The sequence below is a fragment of the Halorubrum coriense DSM 10284 genome, assembly GCF_000337035.1.
GTDB classification, from domain to species: Archaea; Halobacteriota; Halobacteria; order Halobacteriales; family Haloferacaceae; genus Halorubrum; species Halorubrum coriense.
In genome coordinates, this window is record NZ_AOJL01000013.1 from 77,471 (window position 1) to 102,684 (window position 25,214).

18 protein-coding genes and 4 pseudogenes are annotated in these 25,214 nt (G+C 53.4%); 12 read left to right on the forward strand and 10 right to left on the reverse strand.

The genetic code is table 11. From position 1 onward, the window contains the following. The first annotated feature begins 15 nt into the window (after positions 1–15). From C464_RS02570 to C464_RS18305, 4 genes and pseudogenes are all read left to right on the forward strand, one after another. Positions 16–1,299 (forward strand): RNA-guided endonuclease InsQ/TnpB family protein, encoded by a 1,284-nt coding sequence (locus tag C464_RS02570; RefSeq protein WP_006111942.1) that lies wholly within the window; start codon positions 16–18, stop codon positions 1,297–1,299. Between the two features lie 160 nt (positions 1,300–1,459). After that, positions 1,460–1,726 (forward strand): annotated as a pseudogene (locus C464_RS20050) (DUF7344 domain-containing protein); the annotation flags it as partial. Positions 1,727–1,750: 24 nt separating this feature from the next. Further along, positions 1,751–2,020: a hypothetical protein gene (locus C464_RS19520; RefSeq protein ID WP_239640171.1), complete on the forward strand. Its 270-nt coding sequence runs from the start codon at positions 1,751–1,753 to the stop codon at positions 2,018–2,020. 236 nt (positions 2,021–2,256) lie between these two features. Beyond that, positions 2,257–2,967, forward strand: coding sequence for a hypothetical protein (locus tag C464_RS18305; RefSeq protein ID WP_152420864.1), 711 nt, complete (start codon positions 2,257–2,259; stop codon positions 2,965–2,967). A 45-nt stretch (positions 2,968–3,012) separates the two neighbouring features. On the opposite strand, the gene C464_RS17145 is transcribed toward C464_RS18305, so the two are convergent. After that, positions 3,013–4,131: a signal peptidase I gene (locus C464_RS17145; RefSeq protein ID WP_080510383.1), complete on the reverse strand. Its 1,119-nt coding sequence runs from the start codon at positions 4,129–4,131 to the stop codon at positions 3,013–3,015. Between the two features lie 502 nt (positions 4,132–4,633). Then, positions 4,634–4,771, reverse strand: a complete 138-nt coding sequence (locus C464_RS19120) for a hypothetical protein (protein WP_167539329.1) — start codon at positions 4,769–4,771, stop codon at positions 4,634–4,636. 53 nt (positions 4,772–4,824) lie between these two features. Here C464_RS19120 and C464_RS17150 point away from each other — a divergent pair. Both C464_RS17150 and C464_RS17155 read left to right on the forward strand, forming a co-directional pair. Continuing rightward, positions 4,825–6,173, forward strand: a pseudogene (locus C464_RS17150) (RNA-guided endonuclease InsQ/TnpB family protein). A 281-nt stretch (positions 6,174–6,454) separates the two neighbouring features. Continuing rightward, positions 6,455–8,137, forward strand: a complete 1,683-nt coding sequence (locus C464_RS17155) for an NAD+ synthase (RefSeq protein ID WP_080510384.1) — start codon at positions 6,455–6,457, stop codon at positions 8,135–8,137. 205 nt (positions 8,138–8,342) lie between these two features. On the opposite strand, the gene C464_RS17160 is transcribed toward C464_RS17155, so the two are convergent. Then, positions 8,343–8,720 carry a CBS domain-containing protein gene (locus C464_RS17160; RefSeq protein WP_239640172.1) on the reverse strand — a complete coding sequence of 126 codons (378 nt, stop codon included), beginning with the start codon at positions 8,718–8,720 and terminating at the stop codon, positions 8,343–8,345. Between the two features lie 174 nt (positions 8,721–8,894). On the opposite strand from C464_RS17160, the pseudogene C464_RS19525 reads away from it, so the two are divergent. After that, positions 8,895–9,734: pseudogene (locus C464_RS19525) on the forward strand (DNA polymerase domain-containing protein); the annotation flags it as partial. Between the two features lie 138 nt (positions 9,735–9,872). Here C464_RS19525 and C464_RS17170 read toward each other — a convergent pair. After that, positions 9,873–10,190, reverse strand: coding sequence for a zinc ribbon domain-containing protein (locus tag C464_RS17170; protein ID WP_275039715.1), 318 nt, complete (start codon positions 10,188–10,190; stop codon positions 9,873–9,875). Between the two features lie 764 nt (positions 10,191–10,954). Here C464_RS17170 and C464_RS02585 point away from each other — a divergent pair. Then, the gene (locus C464_RS02585; RefSeq protein WP_193366006.1) at positions 10,955–12,424 is read left to right on the forward strand and encodes an orc1/cdc6 family replication initiation protein; all 1,470 of its coding nucleotides are present in this window, start codon (positions 10,955–10,957) and stop codon (positions 12,422–12,424) included. Positions 12,425–12,967: 543 nt separating this feature from the next. On the opposite strand, the gene C464_RS17175 is transcribed toward C464_RS02585, so the two are convergent. The 4 genes from C464_RS17175 to xseA form a co-directional block, all read right to left on the reverse strand. Continuing rightward, a complete protein-coding gene (locus C464_RS17175) occupies positions 12,968–13,291 on the reverse strand; it encodes a hypothetical protein (protein WP_080510392.1) in 324 nt (107 codons plus the stop codon). Positions 13,292–13,534: 243 nt separating this feature from the next. Then, positions 13,535–14,200 (reverse strand): HD domain-containing protein, encoded by a 666-nt coding sequence (locus tag C464_RS02590; RefSeq protein WP_049910782.1) that lies wholly within the window; start codon positions 14,198–14,200, stop codon positions 13,535–13,537. Between the two features lie 221 nt (positions 14,201–14,421). Beyond that, entirely contained in the window at positions 14,422–14,631 is a 210-nt protein-coding gene (locus C464_RS02595) for an exodeoxyribonuclease VII small subunit (RefSeq protein WP_006111953.1), read from the reverse strand. A gap of 42 nt (positions 14,632–14,673) precedes the next feature. Continuing rightward, a complete protein-coding gene (gene xseA, locus C464_RS02600) occupies positions 14,674–16,044 on the reverse strand; it encodes an exodeoxyribonuclease VII large subunit (protein ID WP_006111954.1) in 1,371 nt (456 codons plus the stop codon). 813 nt (positions 16,045–16,857) lie between these two features. On the opposite strand from xseA, the gene C464_RS02605 reads away from it, so the two are divergent. Then, complete coding sequence (locus C464_RS02605; protein ID WP_006111955.1) at positions 16,858–17,139, forward strand: helix-turn-helix transcriptional regulator; 282 nt, start codon at positions 16,858–16,860, stop codon at positions 17,137–17,139. A gap of 30 nt (positions 17,140–17,169) precedes the next feature. Here C464_RS02605 and C464_RS02610 read toward each other — a convergent pair whose 3' ends face one another. Further along, positions 17,170–18,342 (reverse strand): tubulin/FtsZ family protein, encoded by a 1,173-nt coding sequence (locus tag C464_RS02610; RefSeq protein WP_049910794.1) that lies wholly within the window; start codon positions 18,340–18,342, stop codon positions 17,170–17,172. 343 nt (positions 18,343–18,685) lie between these two features. Between C464_RS02610 and C464_RS02615 the strand changes: the two genes are divergently transcribed. Beyond that, positions 18,686–20,362 carry a hypothetical protein gene (locus tag C464_RS02615; RefSeq protein ID WP_049910783.1) on the forward strand — a complete coding sequence of 559 codons (1,677 nt, stop codon included), beginning with the start codon at positions 18,686–18,688 and terminating at the stop codon, positions 20,360–20,362. A gap of 58 nt (positions 20,363–20,420) precedes the next feature. Continuing rightward, the gene (locus tag C464_RS20055) at positions 20,421–20,564 is read left to right on the forward strand and encodes a DUF7544 domain-containing protein (protein WP_449404379.1); all 144 of its coding nucleotides are present in this window, start codon (positions 20,421–20,423) and stop codon (positions 20,562–20,564) included. Positions 20,565–22,874: 2,310 nt separating this feature from the next. On the opposite strand, the gene C464_RS18310 is transcribed toward C464_RS20055, so the two are convergent. Beyond that, positions 22,875–24,398 carry a DUF6498-containing protein gene (locus C464_RS18310; RefSeq protein ID WP_152420865.1) on the reverse strand — a complete coding sequence of 508 codons (1,524 nt, stop codon included), beginning with the start codon at positions 24,396–24,398 and terminating at the stop codon, positions 22,875–22,877. A gap of 585 nt (positions 24,399–24,983) precedes the next feature. Between C464_RS18310 and C464_RS17180 the strand changes: the two are divergent. Next, positions 24,984–25,193 (forward strand): annotated as a pseudogene (locus C464_RS17180) (IS200/IS605 family transposon protein TnpB); the annotation flags it as partial. Between the last annotated feature and the right edge of the window lie 21 nt (positions 25,194–25,214).

Below are 25,214 nucleotides of genomic sequence, written 5' to 3' on the forward strand. Positions count from 1 at the left end.
TCGATTTGTGGGCTGTTGGTTGGTATTTATAGACACAGTACGGAGCTGGAAACGACCCGCACCTACGTCGCACGCATCACGAACCACCAACAGGTTCGTGACGACATCGACCAATGCGGGTTCGCAGCGTCAAAACTGTGGAACGTCGGACGCTACTACATCCAAGACCAGTGGGACAAAACTGGTGAGATACCTGACGAAAGCGAATTGAAATCGGAGCTGAAAGATCATGAACGCTACAATGCCCTCCATTCTCAGTCAAGTCAGCGAGTTCTCGAAGAACTTGCTGAGGCGTTCACCGGCTGGTACAACTCCGACGACGGCAACAACCCACCCGGCTACCGGAAACAGGGCGACCGACACCCGCGCTCCACCGTCACGTGGAAGAAACAAGCCATCAAGCACGACACGAAGCACTGCCAGCTCCGCCTCTCGAAAGGATTCAACCTGAAACAGAGTCGGTCTGACTTCATCCTCGCGGAGTACGAAACCCGTCCCGACGTAGAAGTTGAGAACATCCAACAGGTGCGTGCCGTCTGGAACGGAGACGAGTGGGAACTACACCTCGTCTGTAAGAAAGAGATACCAGTCGAAGACGCACCGGGAGACAAGACGGCGGGAATAGACCCCGGGATTAGCAACTACCTCGCTATCGACTACGAGGACAGTTCCTCAGAGTTGTATCCGGGGAACACGTTGAAAGAGGACAAGCACTACTTCACCCGTGAGCAGTACCAGACCGAGGGTGGGAACGGCCCAAGCAAGCGTGCGCGGAAGGCTCGCCGAAAACTTTCCCGGCGTAAAGACCACTTCCTTCACACCCTCTCGAAACACATCGTTCAGCGGTGTGTCGAAGAAGGCATCGGGAAGATCGCGGTTGGCGATCTCAGTGACATCCGTGAAGGCGAGAACGGTGACTCTCGGAGTTGGGGCACGTCGGGGAACAAGAAACTTCACGGCTGGGAGTTTGACCGATTCGCTCGACTCCTCGAATACAAGGCTGAAGAACACGGGATCCTCGTTGACCGTGTAGACGAGAAAAGCACGAGCAAGACCTGTTCGTGTTGCGGGCAGATTCGTGACAGCAACCGAGTGGAGCGCGGTCTGTACGTCTGTTCGTCGTGCGAGACGATGATGAACGCGGACGTGAACGGCGCGGTAAATATTCGGAGAAAGATAACTCAGAGTCCTCCGTTGGAGGATATGAGTAACGGCTGGTTGGCACAGCCAGGAGTCTTCCTGTTCGACCGCGAGAGCGGACAGTTCACACCGAGAGAACAGGGAGAGTGTAAACCCTAATATTCCAACGCTCGGGATTCCTCCGCCTTCAGGCGGAGGAGGATGTCAATTGTCGATTCGTTCGCTGAATTTGTATGACAAAGAATATATCCTTTAAACACAAATTCTTGAAGTAGACGCAACCAAAGAGGAGACAAACGTCACCTCTTCACTCCGTATTATGAGTACATCACCTCAACCGTCACAGACTAGCCCACAACTGTCGCGTACTGATGTGCACGATATTCTGAGCAACTCGCGACGCCGCCACACAATTCATATTCTAAAACGCGACGATGGGGAAAGCGCACTCTCCAGTATTGCTGAAGAGATTGCAGCGTGGGAAAACGACAAACCAGTGGCAGAGGTCAGCTCACGCGAACGCCACCGAGTGTACACCTCGGTTCAACAGAATCATATACCCCGATTAGCGCGCGCTGGCATTATTACACACAACAGGGGTAATTTAGAGTTGACAAGCGAGGCCGACGAACTCGACGTCTACATGGATGTGGTCCCCAACAACTCAATTCCGTGGGGAGAGTACTACTTGGGATTGTCTGCGTTCTCACTCGCGCTTGTGGCTGCGGTATGGGTCGGTGTGTTCCCAGCGTCGATTCCATCGCTCGCGTGGGCAGCGCTCATCGGATTGCTCTTCGCTGGGTCATCGGCGTATCATGTGTATGAAAACAGTCAACAGCTACTTGGAAACGGCGACAAGCCAGCTGAGTTCCGATCGTGAGTCGAGACCGCAGGTGGACTCGACGAGCCGCGCTGGGATTTCTGGGGGTTGGATTTGGCCTCACAACACTCAGCACTGATGCGGCAACACACATACACTCCGACCGAGCTGTCGAGTTCACAACAGCTAGTGATCCAACGGCGTTACTGCCGCTCCGTGATGAATCAGCAACCGCTTCGATCAGCGGGCGGGATAGGTCAACGACAATCTATACGATACTAGCCAGTCAAAGTGAGATGGCATTTTCACTCATGGATCTTGCTGTGTCTGTGACAAGCGTCTCTGTTGAGAATGGCGACCAGATTACTAGCAACGCGGTTGAAGCATCACTCACTGAGACGGGGAGTAACGACTACGCCGTCACGCTGGCTTGTGCTGACTCAGCAAGTAAATTCAGTGGGACATACACGTTCACTTTGGCACTTGTTGTGGACGCTGATTCGTTTTCTGTTAACGCAACGCGAACGACAGCCAATGCTGTGAGCGTTGACTGTTCGGCCGATTATGGAAACTCGAGTAATTACAGCGACGCTGTTGATGGCACTGCTGTACAGCCCGGTGATGATGCTACTGGCGAGGTTCTAGCCCCTGAGAACGTGAATGATGGAGATGGTGGCACATCTGCGACACTCAAAGGGAGTGGCGGTCAAGGGCTTAATGTTGGCTTCGCGTTGCCGTCTGTCTCGTCCGCTGACGCGTACACGCTCCAAATCACGGCTTCAAAAGTAACCGGGAATCTTACTGTGTATCTTGTGGATAACGATGGGGATAGGCTGAGTTCTGAGTTCTTGCTCAAAAATAAAAATAGGCCATTCAATTTCACTGTCGACCCTGAAGAGGATATTAGCAACAGAGAGCTATTTTTGATATTTGACGGCGGTACTAACGGTCGAAACCAATCTCAACTCGAAGGATTCAGCCTCAAGCCTGTGGAGTACTCTGAGTAGGCTGTAGCGTACTGCTCCGTCTGGCTGTGTTCTGTATCCTCTGTGTCACACTCGACTCCGCCGGCGTCGTGTTCGCTGTCGCCCAAACCCAAAGGCTGCGCCGATGAGTGTTGTAGTCGTTCCGATAACCAACAGGTTGAACGCCGCGATCGCGACAAGGGGGTGAATCGCGTGAAGCCGAGTAATGACTGTTGCTGGCGCAATGAGGAAATAGCGATGTTCAGACACGGTTACCACCGCTTGTTCTTCTGGTGGAGGCGCTGTGACGGTTACAGTCGTGGTTGCTGACTGACCACGAGGCACAACCAACTCGTTACGGCTGAGCGCTCCATCTGGGTATGTCGTCTCAAGCAGTACGAGCATCGTTACAAGCCCACCGTTTTCGGCAGTGAGGCTGGTGTCGACAGGCTCACCCGCCGCTGTGCCAGCGGGCAGATCATCGCCATCGACGACGATCTGATGGGTGCCCGTTGGTGCGAGCATCGCCGCATTTGCCGGGACGAGAATCAAAAACGCAAGCGCAAGTGCGACCCACCGGCCGTCAATACCCTGATCGTCAACCCGAGACCGACTGCGAGTCCGATCACGTGTGTGTGGCGTGCGAAGGTCATCGGCGAACACAGCTAACAGCAACACCAAACCGATCGCGATAAACAGTCCACTGAGACCTTCTGAATCAACTACAGTTTCGATTCCAAGTGCTCCGGTTAGTGTTGTTTGGAGGCGTGACGCGGTCTCTCGTACCAGTTCAATACCAGCACCAAGCTGTGGGATGCGGACGACCTGCCCGTTCACTTGAAGTGCGGTTGCGACGATTCGGCCATCCGTTACAACTGGTTCATCGCCGTCTTGGTCTGGAAATGGGTTGTTGTCCCCTTGGGTGAGATAGCCGGCGTCTGTCTCGCCGACGACTCGATGGGTTGTGAGCCCACCTCCCTGTAGCTCAACGGCTTCAAACACGACAACATCCCCAGTGTCAATGTCATTGCCTAGCCCCGCTGGAACCGCCACAAACCCATCGCCCGCCTCCAGTGTGGGCGCCATGCTCTCTGACGTGACGAACCCTAGCAAGACCGGCTGGCCAGTGAGCTGTCCCACAACAAGCGTGATAACTGCGATAACCGCGAGCACAGTGAGGATATCTGTCGCGGCTCGCCGCAGCATACACTTTTTTCCCATTGTCTGTTCTTCAACGTGGCGTTTTGTCCGACGTCGACCTGTATCGGCTATATTAATATCAAAAGATATACCATATCTATAATACATAGTGGGTCAGCATTTATGATGGATGAGTGAAACAACAATAGATTGTGGAACAGCCCATCCCATCAACGTGCCCTGGGTGTGGTACCCTCCAGATCAACATTGTAGAAGTACCGCCGCGAAGCCACGAACACGGTGACCAATGGATCACCCGCATTGATTGTCCGTCGTGTGCGTACACTGACGACTTCGTGTAGCATCACCTCATATCAACAAAACTACCTTTTTGGGTCACTACCTGAATCAAGGAGAGAGTCCCGGCCTTTAGCCCGGGCGTGAATCCGACACTCCACTTCACAACCACGTTCGACGCTTACTCCAGGNCTACCTGAATCAAGGAGAGAGTCCCGGCCTTTAGCCCGGGCGTGAATCCGACACTCCACTTCACAACCACGTTCGACGCTTACTCCAGGGTATCCTCCCTGACTTTTTTCTCGCCTTCGAGGAGCAACCCCTTCCACGTCAACCCACGGTGTTTCTTCAGTTCCTTCAACCGCTCGTACTGTTCATCGTCATCGAACTCGATGCGAACTTCAACCATATAGTAACACACAAACCACATCTTTATGTGTGTTCTGATACAACCAGTAGTCGGTGAAGCGAACCAACACGTTCGACGTGGTTCCCAAGTCCGCAGAGGACGAGGAACTCCTCCGTCGATTGTTGGACGCTTCTGCCGCTCTCTGGAACGAAATCAACTACGAGCGCCGCGAGAACTACGCCGACCCAGACGGAGACGTATGGGACATCAGCGAGTATCGCGGTCGCTACGGCGGCGTTCTCGGTGCATCCACGGTTCAACAAATCGAACGCAAGAACCGTGAATCGTGGAAGTCGTNTTTTTTAGCCTCAAAAAGAAGGGCGAAGCCAACGGCAAACCCGGCTTCTGGGGTAACTCGGAAGCCGGCAGAGAACTCCGTACGTACATCCGCAACACATCATACTCTGTTGAGTGGGGCGAATACTCTCGGCTCGAAATTCTCGTCGGTCAAGACCTGAAAGACGAGTACGGGCTTGGATACCGCGAACGTCTCCGCCTCGAAGTTCGAGGGGAACCCAACTGGAAGGAGTACGAGAAACAGGGTCGGTTAGAGTTGTTCTACGACGAGCAAGCACAGACGTTCAGGGCCTTTCAGCCAGTCACAATCAGCGAAGACCATTCTCGACTGGCACACCCACTGGCTTCAGAAGAAGCCGCTCTGGATATTGGTGCGAACAACCTCGTCGCCTGTACAACCACGACCGGTCAGCAACTCTTGTACGAAGGACGCGGGCTGTTCGAGCGATTCCGCGAGACGACACGAGAAATAGCCCGCCTCCAATCGCTCTTGGAGGACGGCCGATACAGTAGTCACCGCATCCGGTGCCTGTACGATCGGCGCACGAAGCGACGAGACCACGCCCAAGACGCACTCGCCCGCGAGCTCATCGAACGCCTGTACGACGAAGGCGTTTCGACGGTGTACGTTGGGGCGTTGACGGACGTGCTTGACACACACTGGTCGGTGGAGACGAACGCGAAAACGCACAACTTCTGGGCGTTTAGAACGTTCGTGAACCGACTGGCGTGTACCGCCGAAGAATACGGTATTTCGGTTGAGATTCGGTCGGAGGCGTGGACGAGTCAGGAGTGCCCGAACTGCGGTTCGACAGAGGACACAACACGCCACCGAGACACGCTGACGTGTCCGTGTGGATTCGAGGGGCACGCAGACCTATCTGCGTCAGAGACGTTCCTTCGGCGGCAGACGACGGTAACACGGTCGATGGCACGACCTGTATGCCTCAAGTGGGACGACCATTCATGGTCAGAGTCATCACGCTCTCTTCGTCCCAACGAGGAGCATACGAACCCGCAAGTTGCNTCATGGTCAGAGTCATCACGCTCTCTTCGTCCCAACGAGGAGCATACGAACCCGCAAGTTGCCTCCGTGGGTCGGTAAGCGATACCCCCAGCGTGAGGAAACCTCGCCGTTCACGGCGAGGAGGATGTCATGAAACGATGTGATGAGTCTCTCCGACAAGCAGATATTGCTCATGCTGCTGAGGTGAGCGAGATGACGATACGAAACAGGTATCCCGAGATATTGGCCGCAGCAGATACTGAAGATGTGTAAAGACAGTGAATGTTCGAACCCGTGCGCGAGTTGGTCGAACTAAAATGATCGGTTACACATATTAGATCTATTTTTATTACTGTGTGCCTAACATCTTGTTAGAAAAGATGGAAGAGCAGCTCAAAGTTGGAGTCATACAACACAACCCTGTAATCGGCGATATAGACGGAAATGTCGGTAAGATCGTCACGGAGTACAGGCAGCTGCTGGATACTGAGCCGGATCTCGTCGTCACACCTGAGCTCTCGGTGGTTGGGTATCCACCTCGTGATTTACTCCACCGAGCAGAGATACTTGATGCTCAGGAGGCAGCGCTCAACGATCTAGCGTTAGAAACCGCTGACGGGCCACCGTTAATCGTCGGCGCTGCGGTCAGAACCGAGCGTGACAATGGTGCGCCGGTCCACAATGCCGCAATCGTGCTCCGCGATGGAAAGACGGGTGAAACGTACCACAAGCGGTTACTCCCGACATACGACGTCTTCGATGAACATCGGTACTTTCAGCCCGGGACCGACCCAGTGGTCGTAGATATTGCGGGCACCGCCGTTGGACTCACAATCTGTGAAGACGCATGGCAGGATGCCGTCGTAACCGGGACGCGCCGCCACGACGAGAGTCCACTACAAGACACAGCTACAAGCGGAGCAGATCTTATTATCACGCTTTCTGCGAGCCCATTCAGTCTTGAGAAGCCGTCGCGACGTGAGCGTCGGTTCGCAGCGCATGCTGCTGAGACAGGCTGTCCGGTTGTTTTTGTTAATCAAGTGGGTGGGAATGACGAGTTGATCTTCGACGGGCACTCGTTGGTCGCTGTTGATGGAGCGGTCCACGAGCAGCTGACGGGATTCGAGTCTAGCACCACTGTGGTAGACGTTCCGGTCCGCGGAGACGCAACAGTTCCGACGGGTAATACTGAAACCCGCGCTACGCAGGCTCGCAAAGCACTCACGCTTGGGGTACGGGATTACTTCGAAAAAACTGGGTTTGAGGAAGCCGTAGTTGGGTTATCAGGTGGAATTGATTCAGCAGTCGCGGCCGCGCTCGCAGTAGCGGCACTCGACGCAGGCAACGTCTATGCCGTGTCGCTCCCAAGTGAAGTCACAAGCCAACAGAGCATCGCCGACGCTCGGACGGTGGCAGCGAACTTAGGGATCGAGTTCGATGTGATCCCCATCGGGTCGGTGGTGGAGGACATCTCCCAGACGCTTGATGAGAACGACGCATCGCTCGCTGGTGTTGCTGCTGAGAACATCCAAGCGCGAATCCGTGGGTCCATCCTCATGGGAATAGCGAACCAGCGTAATGCGCTCGTGCTCACTCCAGATAATAAGAGCGAAGCCGCAGTCGGCTACTGTACGTTGTACGGCGACGCCGTAGGCGCACTTGCTCCACTGGGTGATTGTTACAAACGGCTGGTGTATGAGTTAGCTAGCGTATTCAACGATACTTTTTCCTCAGCAGAGTCATCGCCAGTCATTCCAACATCTGTAATCGAAAAAGAACCGAGCGCAGAGCTTCGCTCTGGACAGACCGACGAGGAGGAGATCCCAGCGTATGAGGTACTAGATCCTATTCTTGAACACTATATCGAGGAGGGCAAAAGCACCAGTTCGATACAAGAAGAATATCCTGACCACGTCGTTGACGAAGCACTTCGACGGACCACGCGCGCTGAATTTAAACGGCGACAAACTCCACCACCACTTCGTATCACGCAGAAGTCGCTCGGGCGCGGGTGGAACTATCCAATTGCCGCAGCGTACGATTCCCTGCTCGATGACCGCTAAGACTTCTTGAGCGGATCTTCTAAGCTGCGGATAGGCCAAGCTGGGTATGATTTTGTTATACTAATTCACGAAGGTGTTGAGCTAGAGTTTGGTGCGAAACTCAGATATAGATCTTACCTGAGCTTATTGATCGCTTGTCTTAGATACAGATCTCAGACTCATAGCAGTCAGTAGGTAGGCGGCAAAAGGCAGCGAGTCTGTCCAGTTAGTCAGTTCCACTACTCCCCATGTACGCTAACTGCGCCGTGAGATCAGTCGCAGAGACCATTCCAACGATCTCATTTTTGTCTCCAGCGACTGGGAGATGCTGGATATCTTCGCGGAACATTTTGACTGCAACATCATAGAGAGTAGCCGTAGATGAAACCGTGAGCACATCCTCTGTCATGTAGTCTCCAACAGTACCGCTGTAGAGAGAGTTATTTGTTGACACGACTGACACGAAGTCAGTACTTGTCAATACCCCTTTGAGGTGACCCTCAGAGTCTAACACGACCAATGATCCGACACCCTGGTCCAGCAGTATATCTGCGGCTTCAGAGATCTTAGTGTCGGGTGTAACGGTCAGAAGATCAGTGCTCATTAGATTTTCAACTGGAGTATTATCAACACCCATGATAACATTACACGCACTACTGATGTATACTAATTTCGGTGATTAGTTGCGTATAGAGGTGCGTGTCGCGTCATAGCCACCATATTGTTTAGTGTTAATTGTTATAAGCGAACGAGTAGAGAAAGTTGGACACATACGGGTAACGCCAAATTCGGGCGTATTGAGTGTCATGAGGCAATCAATGCGTTCGCCCGCGAGATCCTGCTGACTGCGAAGGAGCGACTGGAAGCCGGCGGCTGGCGCGTCGTCGATGGGATTGTCGATTCGATCTGGGTGACGCCAGACCCCGACGTCGGCGACAACGACGACCGTGGGGACCTCCAGACGCTCGCAACGGCGATCACGGAGTAGGTCGACATTCAGCTCGAACACGAAGCCCACTACGACTAGGTGGCGTCCGTGCCGCAACAGGAGAGCAACGCTGGCACATTAACGAAGTACTTCGGGAAGGTCACCGGTGATGACGAGTTCAAGATTAGAGGAATCAAATCCCGACAGCGCTCAACCCCACCGTTCATCGAGGCCGCCCAGCGTGACTGCCTCGATCGGCTCGACACGACTCGACCTCCGGACGCTGTACTCGAGTGTATTTAGGAGGCGATCAGTCGGCTCCACGCCGGAGCGGTGCCGGTTGAGGGCCTCGTTGAACGCAATCGCGTCTCCAAGCCACTCGAACAGCATACGCAGAACACTCAAAATATGGCGGGGATGAAGCGGGCTCGCGACCAAGACCTCGTTGTCCATCCTGGACAAGAGATCGAGTACGTGGTCGTTGACGGTGAGAAACACTCGCGGGAGCGGGTCGCGTTGGCTCACGAAAAGACTACGCCGCACGATGCGTCGTAGTATGAGGCACAATTCATCCGAGCTGTCGGAAGTTTGCTAGCACCGTTTGGCTGGGATCAGCCAGAGATTCGTCGAGCACTGGCAGAGACACGGATGCCAGAACTGCTGGCCTTCGCCGGCGGTGGAAACGATTAACCAACAGAAGTGGCGGTTGACGTAGGGTTGTTGGTTAATTACGGTTCCACGTGAGCGAACCCCCACGGCCCGTGTGCGATGTCACCAACCCACCTCTAAGATGGTGGGCTTGTCGGTGGACTCCCGTTCTGGCCGATCCTACTGGATGGCAGGCGAGTAGCCGCCATTCACTTTCAGTGCCCCCAACTTGAGGGCGAGGTGACGTGTCGCCCCTCTATGCGGAGACTTTTGCCCCGCATGGAGTGGCCGAAATCCGATGTTCTTCGCCGCGTTGACTTCGTAGCCGCAGTTCACACAACAGAACTTCGCTTGCGACTGGCGGTTCTCGTCCAACGTCGTCTCGCACTTTGAGCACCACGTAGACGTGTACGCCGGATTCACCTGTGTGGCGTTGATAATATATACTACGGTACCATGGAGGGAGTCGGACTGTCGGCCCCGGTGGCTGCTTCCCACGGTTTTAGCCGTGGGTTTCTGTTTTGAATTGCTATGAAATCACAACACCAGATGTGAGTGTGACAGCTAGCACGTTGCGGACGACACACCCCTCTATCGATGTGTTTTCCACGTTCGGTGTTGTTAGTTAGGTTAGAAGTCGAATCACGGTTTTGACTAAGAGTGCTATTCACTAGCCGTCACCTCGAGGCCAAAGAGACACACACCCCTCTATCGATGTGTTCCACGCAGTCGTTACTGAACAGATAATCGTAACATCTGAGCTGGGATTGTTGATACAGCCCGAAAATTGACCTTTGGGGCAGTTATACGTCGAATACTGTAAGAGTACTAGCAACCAAAATTGTTGGAGTGAGAAACACAGAATACACGCAGTCACAACACATCGAACACATCGATAGAGGGGTGTGTGTGTTCGTGTTAATTGGAAGAAAGAAGAGAAGAGAACGAAGAGGATGAAACGAACGACTTGAAACCGACAAGAGTACGTTTCGTCCAATTTGGACAGACAAGACGCGGTCACTTCCAACACACTAGTTGAGGTGGTCGACGAATTGCCCACCCCGTGAAGACACTGAACACATCGATAGAGGGGTGTGTGTCTTCGGGTGTGTGATCCTAAACACATCGTCACCGGCTACTGCTAGTTACCCTATTATCACCATTCTCACGCGATTAATGCGGTATCATGCGGTTTCAAACGGCTAATCACACTTCGATAGAGGTGGGGAACCTTTTTGATACAGGCCGGTATCAACATGCGTATGGGTATTGACGACTCCGATGATCCTTTAGATGAGTCGGGATCGCCGGAGGACGAGACGACGGCTCAAGCAGAGCTGTCGAACGCGTCACAGTCGGAACCGTCGCGACAGCCGACATCGTCTCACGTCACAAACGGTGATTCACAGTCCAAAGATGATCCTGACTCTGGAGAGCCCTCACAGTCGATCGAGGACATGCTCCTCGAGTTCGACGACCAGAAAGGATTGATTCGGGAGCGAGCGCTACTTGATCCCAATTACGTCGTCGAAGAGGACCGCATCGTAGGTCGTGACGAGCAACTTCAGGAGGTCACCAAGATGCTTCGTGTTGCGCTCGGCGACAACCGACCGCCGAATCTGTTCCTCTATGGGCCATCCGGAACAGGCAAGTCGCTGATCACAAAGGCTGTTTGTCATAATATTAGCCGTATCTGTAAAAGTCGAGATATCCAGTTTGGCACAATCGAAGTGAACTGCCAAGATTTAGACACGCTGGGTATTGCCGTGTACGAACTTGTTCAGCAGGCTGCCGACGAAGCAGGTGTCGCTGTTGAGGTTCCAAAACACGGCGTCGCGACGAAAGAGAAATGGGATGAACTCTATCGGATCGTCAACGAGCATTTCGATTCTGTTGTGTTTGTCCTTGATGAACTGGATATGCTTGTCGGACGGCGAGACAAACAGGAGCCTGCGTTCTCGCGGCTGCTGTATCAACTCTCCCGAGCTGGCACGAATGACGATCTCAACGCGTACATCTCAGTCGTTGCAATCTCAAACGACACGAAGATGATGGAATCTGTCGGGAGTCGCGCCGTTAGTTCGTTTACTCCGGAAGACGTCCACTTTGACGACTACGACGCAGACCAGCTCCAATCGATCCTTCGACGCCGTCAAGATGCTTTTCATGATGATGTGCTCGACGATGATGTGATCCCGCTTGCGGCGGCATTTGCGGCTCAGACTCATGGTGACGCAAGGAAGGCGATTGACCTTATCCGTGTTGCCGGTGAACTGGCTGAACGGGAAGGCGACACTCGCGTTCGCGAAGAACACGTCCGCACCGCACAAGCGAAAGTCGAAAAAAATCGGGTGCTTGAGGTTGTCCGTGGCATCAGTACACAAAAGAAGCTCTGTCTATACGCAACCGCAGCTGTCGCTTCCCAAAGCGATGGTGGGTCTGCTCGAAGTACGACCGGTTACCGCGTGTACCAGTATCTGACTGACGCTATCGACGCTGATCAGTACCATCAGGAGACGTACGTGAACAAAATGAAAGAACTCACGACCTATTCGCTGGTTGACTTCGAACGTCGAAGTCACGGTCCTAGCTCCGGAATGTTCCTTGAGTTCCAGTTTGGAGAGCGACCAGAAACAATCTTGGAAACACTCCGAGAAGATTCGCGTATTGAGGCGGTCTCTGAGGATGAAGTCAATTCTGTCGTCAAAGCGCAAATCCGTAACCAGACCTAATAGCAGCTTTCGCTTGGAGTAGCGTCCATCATTCTCTCGATTTGATCCCAATGGAGCGGTTCCGCAATCGCTCTGTAGATTAATCTCTGCTGCTATTGTTCATCCGAGCATACACCCCTCTATCGATGTGTTCAATGTGTCTGCTATCAGGACGCAATTTTCACTCAGCCAACCAATTCTCTTCCTCTCAGTTGCGGTTTTTATCTAAATTGCGCAGACACCCCTCTATCGATGTGTTCGAACCGTTTGTTCCCAAGTAACAATTGCTACTTTGCTTAATGGTTCCTAATCCCCGACTATTGTTTTCCAGTAGTTCGCGTATACACCCCTCTATCGATGTGTTCGGTACGTCTGCTAGCAGTCCACAATTGATACTCAAATCACCTGTTTTGTGCCAATATACCGGTTTCCATTCATTCTCGCAGACACCCCTCTATCGATGTGTAAATCGGTTTTTGAAGTATTGAAAAGCCAAGTGAGCGAGGAATTTGCTTAGGTGAACGACTACCAACATTTATGTAAATGTCGCATATGGCTCAGTTGCTACTCATCCGCGCTGACTGGTCCCTTGTATTGTGAGCGGATTTTCTTTCCATCTCGCCACTGCCAATAATAATATCGGTTGTCGTTGATCTCTTTGATCGTTATCGTGGCTTTTGAGGGGACATTGTTAGGAAGATCGCCAGGTCGCTCGTTAGCTTCGTTGCTATCCGGCTCTTCTTCGAGGTGGACTCCACGAGTTTTGTGCGATGCCAAAGCCTCGGCGTAGTGTGCGACGTATCGGAGCTGAGTTGGCGAATAGCTGTTGAGCGTGTCAACCATCTCTGTCGGAAGATCCGCTGGTGGCGTCGGTGGCTTGTTAGGCATCAGCAATTGCCTCGTGTTAACCAACAGTATCTCTGTTGGCATAGATTTGTTGGTTAAACAGATCGCAACATACCCCGTCTAACAAGGGTGAGATATATCCACAGAGGCATCGACATAAATGGGCGGCTCTGTTGAAATCCTCAGCCGCTGACAGTTTGCTGAGGCTGTGCTGAATACGAGCGTGTATCTGTCGCTGATCTACCCGCTGAGAACCGGGATTAGGAATCGCTCAGTACAGACTATTTATTTCGTAGCGTCTGGGTCAATCTCGCGAGCGAATTGTATAAAGAACGTCTCCATCACATCCCAGCGCGACTCTCCAAGGCGGCGACCTGGGTCCGTATACAACGCGCCGAGGCGTTTGCGCGCCCACTCGTACAGAAGATCCACATCTGGCAACTCGGGGGCATCGTCGGGAAGGGTCTCTACGTCATCAATGATGGCGTACTGCTTGCCGATGCGTCCGGAGCGTTCACCGACGATACAGGCGAGACGGACGAGTCCGACCGCACCGACTGCATCGAGCTTGTCAGCGTCAAAGAGTAACTTTGCCTCGATCGTTTCAGGATCAGGCGAACTTGCCCGAATGCTGTGTGCCCGAAGACAGTGTTCAACCGCTGCGATCCGGTCCGACGGTACATCTTCCGACGCGAGGAGAGTCGTGGCCTCGTCTGCTGCCCAGTCGTCGTGATCGTCGATTTCCCCGACGCGTTCGAGTGGCCGCCCGATATCGTGAAACCACGCTGCTGCGGCTAGGATGTCTCGATCGACGCTGTCCGGATGCTGGTTCGCAAGCCTGAGTGCGACATCACGTACTCGTTTCGCGTGGAACATATCGTGTGCGGGAAAAGAATCCTCGTAGTATGGGCGCGATAGCCCGCGGGACAGAGGAGCTAAGTTGGAGGGCATCACTGGAGGAAAATCTCTGCTAGAGTCTTAGTTATTGTGAAATACGCACCCTTCAGCGACCGGCTGTTTCAGACTGATGGATGTCTGAAGAAGTGGATTTCAACAAAGACATACTGCTCTATCTTTCTATAGATGCTACTGAAGATATGCTCGGGGCATATCGACGCAACATGTACGCCTCTTCTGGGCGTTTCCCCGAGTTGACTCCCTATGGTGACCGCCTACGACTCTAGTTCGGCCTTTGCGCCATCGATCTCAATGATGTCACCATCACCGACGTCTAACGCGTCATGAAGTGCTTCGAGATGGTCATCAGCCTCCTCGCGGAGCTCTTTCGCAGTGGGCAGATCAACGTCTCCTTCCTCAAGCGTTTCTGCGATCTCTTCGAGCCGATCGATCCGCTCGCTGATGTCAATCTCAGCCTCGCTCATGAACGGTGGTTGGCCGGAGCGGTCTTGAATACCTGGTTTCTGTCACAGCAGTCCACTTGCCCACAGGGCGACACCGAGCACCAGTAGCCCGATAAGAACGAGTACGACTATCCGAAGCTGTTGAGCCTGTTGCTGTGCCGCTTGGACATCTGTATTTGTCTCGATGTCCTGGTACCCACGCTCGATCCGACGTTCAAGATGTTCAGTTTCGCGCTGGACGCGCGTCTGATATGCCTGATCGATGCGTGCTTCGAGTCCGGCGACACGTCCACGGGCTGCTGTGGCCGTAACAGCCTCCGTCTCGGCGGCATGCTCTATCTTTTGGATTCCGGTACCTATCCGTGAGTCAAGACTGTCAAGACGAGCCGAGACGAGTGTCGAGTAGGCGGTGTCAACCCGCTGTTCGAGGTCAGCTGCTCGTTGGATTTGTGCCCGACGGTTCTCTGCCGCTCGTTCGATACTGACCACTGCGTTGTCGACGCGTCGATCAAAGGCGTCCAGCCGGCCAGTCACAATCGCATCATATCCGGCTTGGAGCTGACGCTCGATTTCGCCGACCCGGTCACGGACGGTACTCACGGCCGGCGTCGCGACGATCCCGGCCTCCGTTGGTGTTATCGCGGACTTATCCGCCACACCTTCGGCAAGCGTCTCATCATCTTCGTGGCCGACAGCGACGACTGTTGGCGTCCGACAGTCCGCGATGGCCCGAATGACAGGCTCCTCGTTGAAAGACCACAGCGTGTCGTCTGCGCCGCCACCACGCGTAACAACAATGATATCGATGCCCGGATCCTGATCTGCCTGCCGGATGGCCCCAACGAGTGATGGCGGGGCATTTTTGCCCTGTACTGTTGCGCCGAAGAAAGTAAGCGTCACACCCGGCGCACGACCCCAAGCAGCTTCACGCACGTCCTCTCGTGCGGACCCGGTTAGCGAGGTGACGATGCCAATGTTCGATGGAAATTGTGGGAGTGGTTGTTTCTGATCAGAATCGAAGAGTCCCTCCTCATCGAGTTCGGCACGCAATGCCTCCAACTCTTGTGTTCGGTCGGAGTCGCCTACCGCCCAGTAGTTTTTCACATTCAGCTGTGTGCGTCCGCCGTCGGTGTAGAAATCGACGTTCGCTCGAACGATCACCTCCTCGCCTTCGGTGATGCGCTCATCGATACGATTCCGATAGGACGACCACACGATACACTGGATCGTCTCCTCGCCATTGACGTCTCGAAGCGTGAAGAATGTTCCATAGCTTTTCGCTGTCGCATCCGAGACCTCGCCGACAACATATGTCGGGAATCGATTGGAGGCTGACTCCAAGGTCGCCTCGATCTCGTTATTGAGCCGGCCCACAGACCACGCTGATTCGTCTCGTTCCGCGTCCCCACTGCGAGTCTCATCGTCGACGGCCATTCGCTCAGATATATACTGTCGGGCGGTTTAGTTTGTTGGCTCCCTCCTGTCCTGTGGATATTCTCACAGCCAGCGACATCTGTATGTGATGTGACAGCGTACATTAGACTGTGTCGACGCGACGTACTGACGCTGGCTCGGCCGCCATCGTTGCGGTTATCGTCTGGATCGCTGCGCGGCGAGGTGGGGCGACCACTCAGGAGCTACTTCGACCAAGTCCGTTTCTGGGGGGTGCGGCAACAGCAGTGATCATTGAAGCCGTGTTCGCGTGGTGGCCAGAGCGCGCAGGTCACCTCTGGCAGCAACCGAGTGTTCGGTTTGGCTCGCCCATCGTGCTGGTTGCCGTGGCCCTCTCTGTTGGTCGTCGCAGTGACATGGCTTACGCGGCGACGCTCGGTGGCCTCGCGGGATATTTCTCGCTATTAGCAGGTGTCGCTGCGGCCGTCATTCCGGAACCACGAGAGTGGTTTTGACAGTCTAACTCTGATAACAAATACGAACTGCTTGGGCTGGCCTACCTTCTGAGGTTGCGTACGCGTACCATCCTAGAAATGTCTGTATTTAACCGCCTGAAAAATAATTAAGTGCTGTATCTATCTTGAGCCTTTGTATGGTAGGGTCTCGTCCCCCTTCGGATCGGACGCCAGAGTCGGTACATCAGCCGTAGGCCACCGTCTCCACCCGATCATATAGTCAGGAGAATACAACCGTCCAAATCATCTCCGACTGTCATATGCTCATCGCGTATAAAATGAGTGATCTATTATATAATAAAACAATAGTATTTCATAGCTTGAATCCGGATATTGGGATATGTACGATCTTACCGGGTTTCAGCGGGACCTGCTGTACGTCATTGCGGGGCTCGATGACCCACATGGGCTCGCAATTAAAGATGAACTCGAAGAGTACTATGAAAAAGAGATCCACCATGGCCGCCTCTATCCGAACCTCGACACGCTTGTTGAGAAGGGACTTGTCGAAAAGAGTCAGCGGGACCGCCGGACCAACGAGTATGCGGCAACTCGCCGCGGCCAAAGAGAAATCCAAGCCCGCGTCGACTGGGAAGCGGAGTACATCGCCCACGACCCCTAAAATCGCTCACCCCCAATACTCTCTCCGCGTTCAAAATAGAGACTCCAGTTCCCCATCGCTATCCATCAAATCCGCAAAGCGGTCCGCGCTTTCGTCAGTGATTTCTCCACGATTCTGCTGTGCTTCGATTGCGACTTGCTGGAGCTCTTTCACTCGCGGAACGTTCGTTATGCCACCGAGTAGTACGAGTGCTGCGACCGTTCCCTCACCGCGTCGTGGGTAGTCACCACCACGGACCTCCATCGACCCGGTCTGATCTTCGAGCCACTTACGACCATGCTCGACCCCCTTCCGATTCAGATACTCAGGCGGCCCGGCGATGACGAGCAATGCTCGCTCTGTTCCGTTCACCTCACAGGGTAGAGTGAGGCGACCTAAGGTCGCCTTCCGAACGAGACTCGTTATTCGATTGGTGGCCTCTGTACTGTCAATCCCGTCATTCGAATCACCACGGAGTCGTGAGAGCAATCCACCCCGCTCTGCTTCCTCCACCTCGACGTCGGCGTACCCCAATGTCGAGATACCCCCGCCTTTGAGCGTATTAATTATCTCGGACGAGTCGACCACGCTTTCGGCGACATCGCTTCCTTCTGTTATTTCACCAGCACTGAAGAGCACGCCGAACCGCTGGACTAACTCTTCGTTGATTGCGTCAAACCCTTGCTCGACGGATTCACCGGAACTGCGCCAGGCGTCGTTGTCAAACAACATGAGGTTGTCAACCTCATCGACGAACGTCTTGAGCGATCGAGCAGCGTTCAGCGTGTAGATCCCACCCTCATCGCTGCCGGGCAGAATACCAAGTCCATATACTGGTTCGGTGTAGATCCGCTTGAGATTCTTCGCGATTACGGGCGCGCCACCCGATCCTGTCCCGCCTCCAAGTCCTGCGACGACGAGAAACGCATCAATCTCGTGGACCGGCACCGAGTCGAGTGCGCCTTGGATTTCATCGAGGTCTTCCTCGGCGATTTCTGCGCCCAACTCGTTATCCGCGCCCACACCGTGGCCTTTGACTCGTGATTGCCCGATTAGAATTCGACGGTCCGTCGGGAGGTTGTTGATCCCTTTGAGGTCTGCTTTTGCCGTGTTGACGGCGATCGCTCCCCGAACGATATCCGCGCCTGTTTGTGCGTCGTAATGTAGAAACTCGTCGACTACCTTCCCACCTGCCTGTCCAACCCCAATTAATGCGAGTTTCATGAAAGCACACCACATGTCTCTACGCATGTCGGACAAATAAAGTTTGAATTCTTCTCAATCGTGAGATAGCCGAAATTGCTACTTGAGTACGTTAGTGTTTTAGCGTTCGTTGGGTGGTGATCTATTCTATCTCCCTAGTCAAGAGTCGAAATCTGAAGGACTAATCCTGACGCCTTCTGCTAAGTTAATAGGAGCAGACTTATTTACTGAAAGACATCACTCCACGTTGTGATTCGACGAGGTTTATCGACGCAATCACCAAGTCCCACCGATTATCATTGACTTGGACTAGCTGCCCACCGTATACGGACACGTTCCCGAGTTATCATCGAGACTTCAACCAATGTCAACACGCCCTCCATCCGGCGGATCAGACGAACAGTCATCCGATAACGACCTTACCGACTGGCCACCAGGCGACTCAGATCAAAGCGAGTCATCCCCGCCGTGGCTTCCAATTGGTGTTGCTGGAATCATAGCTGTAGCTATTGGGTGGTTCTTTCGGCCGTGGCTCCACGGACTCGTCTACACAGCATACTCAACACCGTTACTGTTGCTCGGTATCGTTGCCGGCGGGGTTGCTGCGTGGGTCACCGCGCGGTCGGGAGATCGCGTTGAGACTGTCGTCAATACACTCTCCAGCAATGACCATACGATTACCCCACTTCGTGTTGGGGTGGTTGTGCTCGTGATTGCTGCGTTTGCGCTGGCGCCTCTCGCCAACGCAGTCGCTGGCGTCACGCTAAGCGATCAGACGATGAGCCAGACGGCTACAATTGAGCGACTTGATGATGTTGATGCCGACAACCCGCGCATCGTCACGCGAGCGGTCGCTGATCGATACGCATCAAACACGCTCAATCGCCCACAGTATCGTGTTGGTGACACAGATATTAGCGTGGTGAACGGGACTCCCTACTGGGCGGCGCCGCTCGCTCCGGATGGTCTATTCAACAGGATCACGAAACGACAGGCCGGCACCGTCTTGGTCGATATGACGACTCAGCAGGCCAATGTCCGGTCTGTTGATGGCGAGCTTGAGACCGGCGTCGGAACCATTTTTCATCGGAACTATCGGTGGGAACTCCTCAAATCGCAGGCTTACCTCGTTGACTACGGCGATCCGAAGATGGTCATTCACAATGAGACTCAGTATATCACTGTCCCATACACCGAGCCAGCGTTCCACTTGACGCCGCTTCCTCACTCTACACCACAGTGGGGCGGTGTCGCCGTTATTGATCCAAGTGGTTCGATCGAAATGCTCTCGCCCGCTGAGGCTGCGGCCAACCCGATCCTCGACACTCAGCAACTGTATCCAGAGAAGTTGGCACTCCAGTCGGTCGCAGCGACGAAGTACCGCAATGGAATTATTAATACGTACACGAGCCACGAAGATGAAATCGAGGTCGCACCACTCCCCGGCGACGACAACGACCAGCCATTCTTCGTTCTCTCTGAGTCGGGCCCGCAGTACGTTGTTGCCGTCGAACCGTATGGCGACGCACAGGGGCTTCAAGAGTTGTGGACGATTGACGGTCAAAACGGAACCTTCGAACGGTACGTGCCAACTGACTCGCTGTTCGGCCCACAGCGAGCGGCGGATCTCGTGAGGCAATCAGCGCCACAGACGGATTGGGACCGCTTTTCACCAGCCGAACCGATTCTCACCGTTATCGACGACCGAGAGTACTGGCAGGTACGGGTCGTCCCCGAAGACAACAGTGGGATCGCGTACGTTGCGTTTGTCGACGCACGGTCTGGTAATGTCGATTCCTTCGAAGAGACAGATGCGATAACGCAGTTCCTCGCAGGCGAGACGCCAACTGAGACAGCCACCGAAACAGATCCAAGCGAGACGACTACAGAGACGCCAACAGTCATTGTCCAACGGGTTGCCGAAAATGGCACCGTGATCGAGACCATGCGGGTGTATGACGACGAATCGATCGAAATTCGGACGCCGACAAACAGCTCTGTTGGCGCTGAGAACACGACCACAAAGAGCCTCGCAAGTTAGCTCTCGCTGAACACTGGGCTACCAGAAGGGCTAATCACCTGTTTGTGTATTCCGACTCATAGCCCTCCACGCAGTCGAAAACGTTGAGAAAGCGTTTGGTGTTACTCGAGAGTTTCTCACTCTCGCCTCCGTGCGCCGCTGGCTGACACTTGCGATTGTCGTGTTCTTTGTCGGGGGTGGTTTAACATCCTCCCGGCGCTAAAGTGCGAGGCTTTCTCTTGGATTCTCCGTAAGGAGGGTGTCTGTCTGATTTATGAGGCATTCCGCATTGTCCGCTTGGCCCCGATTAAAAATGGGGGTATGCGCTCGTATCTATATTATCAGGCGTTACGGGCGGATCGTCTCAATATTTGAGGGGTAATGATGAAATCAAGTGCTGCTGTCATGAGCAAAATAATTCGAAGAGCTTGATCCTCGACAATGAGTAGAGCGATTCCAACCAGTATCAATGATGTCATTGTGGGTATGCCCAAGCGGAAAAGCGGACTCTGAAAAACCCCGGAGTGCTGTGACATACATCGTTGCTCTGTACCGAGAGTAATAGCGCCAAGTGGTGTGTTTCTCAGCGGGACACAACCGTCGGTAGTACAGTGAAGATAGTGAGATCAGTACCCACAGCTTTGTGGTTGGCAATACTGTTATCCAAACTAATCCGCTGTGTCGTTCGTAGACACCCCTGCTTGGGCGAAAAATCAAATTCACTTGATAATATCTTACTAATCATCTCCGTGTAATTCGAGAATAGTGGGGAGTCTCTGCCAAGAGAAGATCAACACAAGTACCCAGAATACAGTCCAGACGTTCACAAATAGCGGTGAACCTAACATTCCTTCACCAGCTAAGAAGCCCTGCTCCAGTAGCGGGTTGGCAACTCTCAAAACGAGAATCTCAAACAGCATGTACGGGATCAAGAGTAGTCCTGTGAATGTTGACAACTGTCGTTGCTGTGGCAACGTTGAAGCGGCTTGATATAATGGCGGGCTGATGAGCGCTAACACAATTGTTACTCCAATTGCTAGGCGAAGAAGCGGATTCAGTCTTGGAAAAATGCCCCGAAGAATTACCATCTCATCGCCACCAGACTGTGCGACGCTGTATATTCGGCCGAAAGGCATGGTCGCGAAGATTAGACAGAGTCCGATCGATCTGTTTGGAAGGCTTTTTTCGTTCTTATTATATGATACCCAATCCACATGAGCCCATAAGTAAAGACAAGACCAGCAACTGGTGCCAAGACAATTTCTGGCGTTTGCCGACACGCAAGCTGCCACATGTTGAAATTCCGTGGACCCCAAGACCCACAGATCAATCGCCCGACACCAGTGTGTGATATTTCATGGATCTCGTTATGTACGAATAACAGCGCGACAAATGCGATTGCCCAAGAAGAGCTAAAATTGAACTTTAATGCCCTGTTACGAGGCGATTCTGATGTACTGCCTAGCTGTAGAGGCATGGACGCCCATACGTGCGAGAGCGAATAGTACGGAGAGCCACGTTTCTGGAATTGAAACGGGACCTCGATATGATCTTATGTCTTGACCGCGGGGTGATTCACTTATCGGCTAAAATTCAAGCCTCATGCTGGATCAAGTCACTTGATCATGACCTGTCTAACACCTTTTGTGAAGAGGACCGCGTGGTGAGAGACCAGTCAATTGATCGTACAGTGGACAAACAATAATTGAGTATCTGACAGATATCTTGTTAGCATGAAGCAACCAGTGAGTCTCAGACGTGGAAACACGGCGAAAGTATCTTGAAACAACTGCTGGCAGCGTTATATGCTCGGCCCGCCGCTAGTTTACGAGTCATGTCCCGGTCCGGAGCAATGAACAGTCTTCCACAGGCCGACATCGGTGTCGTACTCAACTCGCCTACTACGTACATGGATTGAGCAGTTGTTTCATCCCAACTGAGTTGGGGAGAACCCGCTCGAAATGACGAGTAAATCCAGTCAGTACAAGTGAATCACGTATCGTTCGGTACAGAGAATACATCCAGCAAGAGGTACTTTCTGTAAATCGTATTATCAAACTGATAGCACTAACTGCCCGAGTTAATCAAAGATGGCCAGAAAAGTAACTCCAAGGAGTACAAATATCGTCCAGAGGACGGGTAGTGGGGCTTGATTTAGTACCCCATACCACTGGACGAGAATCCCTAGCCCGCCTCCAACAACAACAAAAACCGGCAGGAGTAACTTGGCCCGTTGCGGGTTGTTCCACGCCTCAAAACCCGTCGAAAGTAGGCGAGATCGGAGTTTGCTACGTATGTCCGACATATTCTATACTATAGAATTATCCCAATTCAAACTTTGTACTACGCAGATAAGCAGTTCTCATTAGCCGGCTGTTTCAGGCGAGAATATGTCTGAATGATGGGATTTCAATAAATCCTCGCATTTCTTTCTCCCCTATACGAAGGTAGCAGCGGTCGTGTCAAAGCACTTCCGTCACGTTTCTGCGTCTGAAACCGGTACGAGACAGCACAAGGAATTTTAGGGACATCGTCACTTCTTGATGGAATAAACAGTGAGCAAAACGAGCGGGATCGTAGTGAACAAGAAGACGAACACACCGGCTGCGACGCTGCCTTCAAATTGAGCGGATATTATTATCGCAATTAGCGAGACTGCCCCAAACAGGCCCATTGATACAAGTGACATCCGAGTGGACGATGAGCTATCTAGCCGTAACAATGCGGTACCAACGTCGATCATCGAGTCTCGGTCGTCGCTCTCAGCGTTCCAATCACGTATGTTGCTGTCAGCCTCACCTGCCTCAGCAAGCACGCGTGTGATCGCAGTTGGATCAGCAAGCCGTGGTAACTTGGTTGGCCGGTCGCCACGGTCAACAATTACCGTCGAGGTGTCCAGCCAACTGTCGACAGCGTCACGTTCGACTCGAACCTCACCATGATTAAGCGATTCGTACCGCCAGAGAGGTGTTCGAAATAGCGTGTCGGTTGCAACAATAGCGCTCGAATCAGCCTGGTATTCAATACCAGCGTACCGAACCCAGTAGTCCAGCGTGACGAGTGTAAGGGGTACACCGAGCCCAATGCCCACGAATCCAATTGCGATTCGGATAGATCCGTCGGATACGGAAACTGACGCGGCGAGAAAGGCGAGCGGCGAAAGTAGCCACGGCGCAGGATGTCCTCTGAAGTGTGATGCGGTGGGCACTAGTCGTCCAAGAAGTGGTGGGCGGAACACTGTCGGAGCCCCTGACAGCATTGTCTCGATCGTCTCAGGACTTGGGGGGGGGTATGCGTCTCCGCGACCAACAAGTGACCACAGTCCAGCACCGAGACGACCGTCATAGTAGTACCCGGCAACGTCGGTAAGGAGCCTGATTGAGACGACGACAATGACGAGTGGCCCAGTCGCGACGCGTTCGATTGTCTGAGGACCCTCTCTACCTCCGCCGTTGGTGACAAAGACAGCTGCGGCGAGCAACGCGACGATACTCGCTATAAGCACTGTTGCGCCCTCAGTCAGAACGCTTTGGAGGGCCGTGGCGACGTTATGATCTTGATACCCGTCATCCCGAAAGTAGGTAGTGATTGTCCGCCACCCCTCTGCGAGAAAGATTCCAAACGCACCAGCAACGATCCACACTGATGGCTCAGCAGTTGGGTTCACATTCGCTACAGGCCCAACAACTAGCGCACCAACAAACACCCACAATCCGATGAGAAACGGTGTCACGAACAGAAGCGTCGGAATCGTCATCACTTGGATGTCGGCATCGACTACTGGGATCGGAATTGAAGCCCTCTTTTCATCGAGCGCTCCCAACAGAAGTGGGTCTTTGTCTCGCTCTATTGGCCGCCCAGCGAACAAGGCCCGAACGATTGCCCAGAAGCAAACAACGCCGAACTCGAGCCAATACAGCGTCAACAGTCCTAACACGGATAGACCGAACGCGATGATTCCCACGATCGGGACCAGATTCGCGATGATAATTGCCGCCAGTTCTGGATCTGGAATACGGCTGTCTTGTGTGTCGTCAGACGGTCCTGTTGCGTTCATGTTTGACTGACGTTGCTGGCTGACTCGTTACCCGCCTCTTGAGTATGGAGTATCTCCTGAGAGATACTCGCAAGCAAGTGTGGGTGCTCGAAAGTGACTGTGACCGTTGTCTCACTTCGCCGTCGCGGTATCAAATTCGCGGTGTTAGCCATGAGAAAACGAATCAGTTCTGATCGCTGTGTATTGGGGGGTGCTGCTTGAGAGTGCCTCCCGCTGAGGCGAGCACGACAAGCATCCCGATCACGATGAGCAAAGCCGCAAGAACCGGTTCAGCGAGGTAATAGAGTACCAAGCCCATCATAATGTTTGCACTAGCCAATACGAGCGGGTATACTACATGCCCTACGTACATCACTTTGGGTTCAGTAATGTCTGTGTGGCAATTATAGGTGTAGCTATTGGCTAATAATACAGAATCAACGAGTGACGTGAGTCTAAGTATCCAGACAGTACCGATTCATATTCAGGGGGCGCCCGCAGACACCACGCTGATCTGACCGCCCTGGGAGGGAGTGGCTCTGTTTGGCTCCTTGGGAGTGTTGAGATACGGTCGAAGGATGAGGCGATCAAAGTGTCGAGTAGTATACGTTGACGTGTCTATGTGGTTTCGAGGAACACGCCGACCTCACGGCGTCAGAAACGTTCCTTCGAAAAAACAGCGATTGCGAAGTCAGGCCGATGGCACGGCCCGTGTGGTTCGAGTGGAACGACCACGAGTGGTCGAGGAAACCACACCCTCACGAAAGTCTCAAAGAAGTACGCACAAACCCGCAAGTTGCCTCCGTGGGTCGGTAGCCTAACCCCCAACCGAAGAAC

Bases quoted from the DNA above. Each gene is read 5' to 3' on its own strand.
- C464_RS18305 (WP_152420864.1), top strand. From the start codon at position 2,257: ATGGCATTTTCACTCATGGATCTTGCTGTGTCTGTGACAAGCGTCTCT.
- C464_RS17145 (WP_080510383.1), bottom strand. From the start codon at position 4,131: ATGCTGCGGCGAGCCGCGACAGATATCCTCACTGTGCTCGCGGTTATC.
- C464_RS19120 (WP_167539329.1), bottom strand. From the start codon at position 4,771: ATGGTTGAAGTTCGCATCGAGTTCGATGACGATGAACAGTACGAGCGG.
- C464_RS17155 (WP_080510384.1), top strand. From the start codon at position 6,455: ATGGAAGAGCAGCTCAAAGTTGGAGTCATACAACACAACCCTGTAATC.
- C464_RS17160 (WP_239640172.1), bottom strand. From the start codon at position 8,720: ATGAGCACTGATCTTCTGACCGTTACACCCGACACTAAGATCTCTGAA.
- C464_RS02585 (WP_193366006.1), top strand. From the start codon at position 10,955: ATGGGTATTGACGACTCCGATGATCCTTTAGATGAGTCGGGATCGCCG.
- C464_RS17175 (WP_080510392.1), bottom strand. From the start codon at position 13,291: ATGCCTAACAAGCCACCGACGCCACCAGCGGATCTTCCGACAGAGATG.
- C464_RS02590 (WP_049910782.1), bottom strand. From the start codon at position 14,200: ATGCCCTCCAACTTAGCTCCTCTGTCCCGCGGGCTATCGCGCCCATAC.
- C464_RS02595 (WP_006111953.1), bottom strand. From the start codon at position 14,631: ATGAGCGAGGCTGAGATTGACATCAGCGAGCGGATCGATCGGCTCGAA.
- xseA (WP_006111954.1), bottom strand. From the start codon at position 16,044: ATGGCCGTCGACGATGAGACTCGCAGTGGGGACGCGGAACGAGACGAA.
- C464_RS02605 (WP_006111955.1), top strand. From the start codon at position 16,858: ATGTACGATCTTACCGGGTTTCAGCGGGACCTGCTGTACGTCATTGCG.
- C464_RS02610 (WP_049910794.1), bottom strand. From the start codon at position 18,342: ATGAAACTCGCATTAATTGGGGTTGGACAGGCAGGTGGGAAGGTAGTC.
- C464_RS02615 (WP_049910783.1), top strand. From the start codon at position 18,686: ATGTCAACACGCCCTCCATCCGGCGGATCAGACGAACAGTCATCCGAT.
- C464_RS18310 (WP_152420865.1), bottom strand. From the start codon at position 24,398: ATGAACGCAACAGGACCGTCTGACGACACACAAGACAGCCGTATTCCA.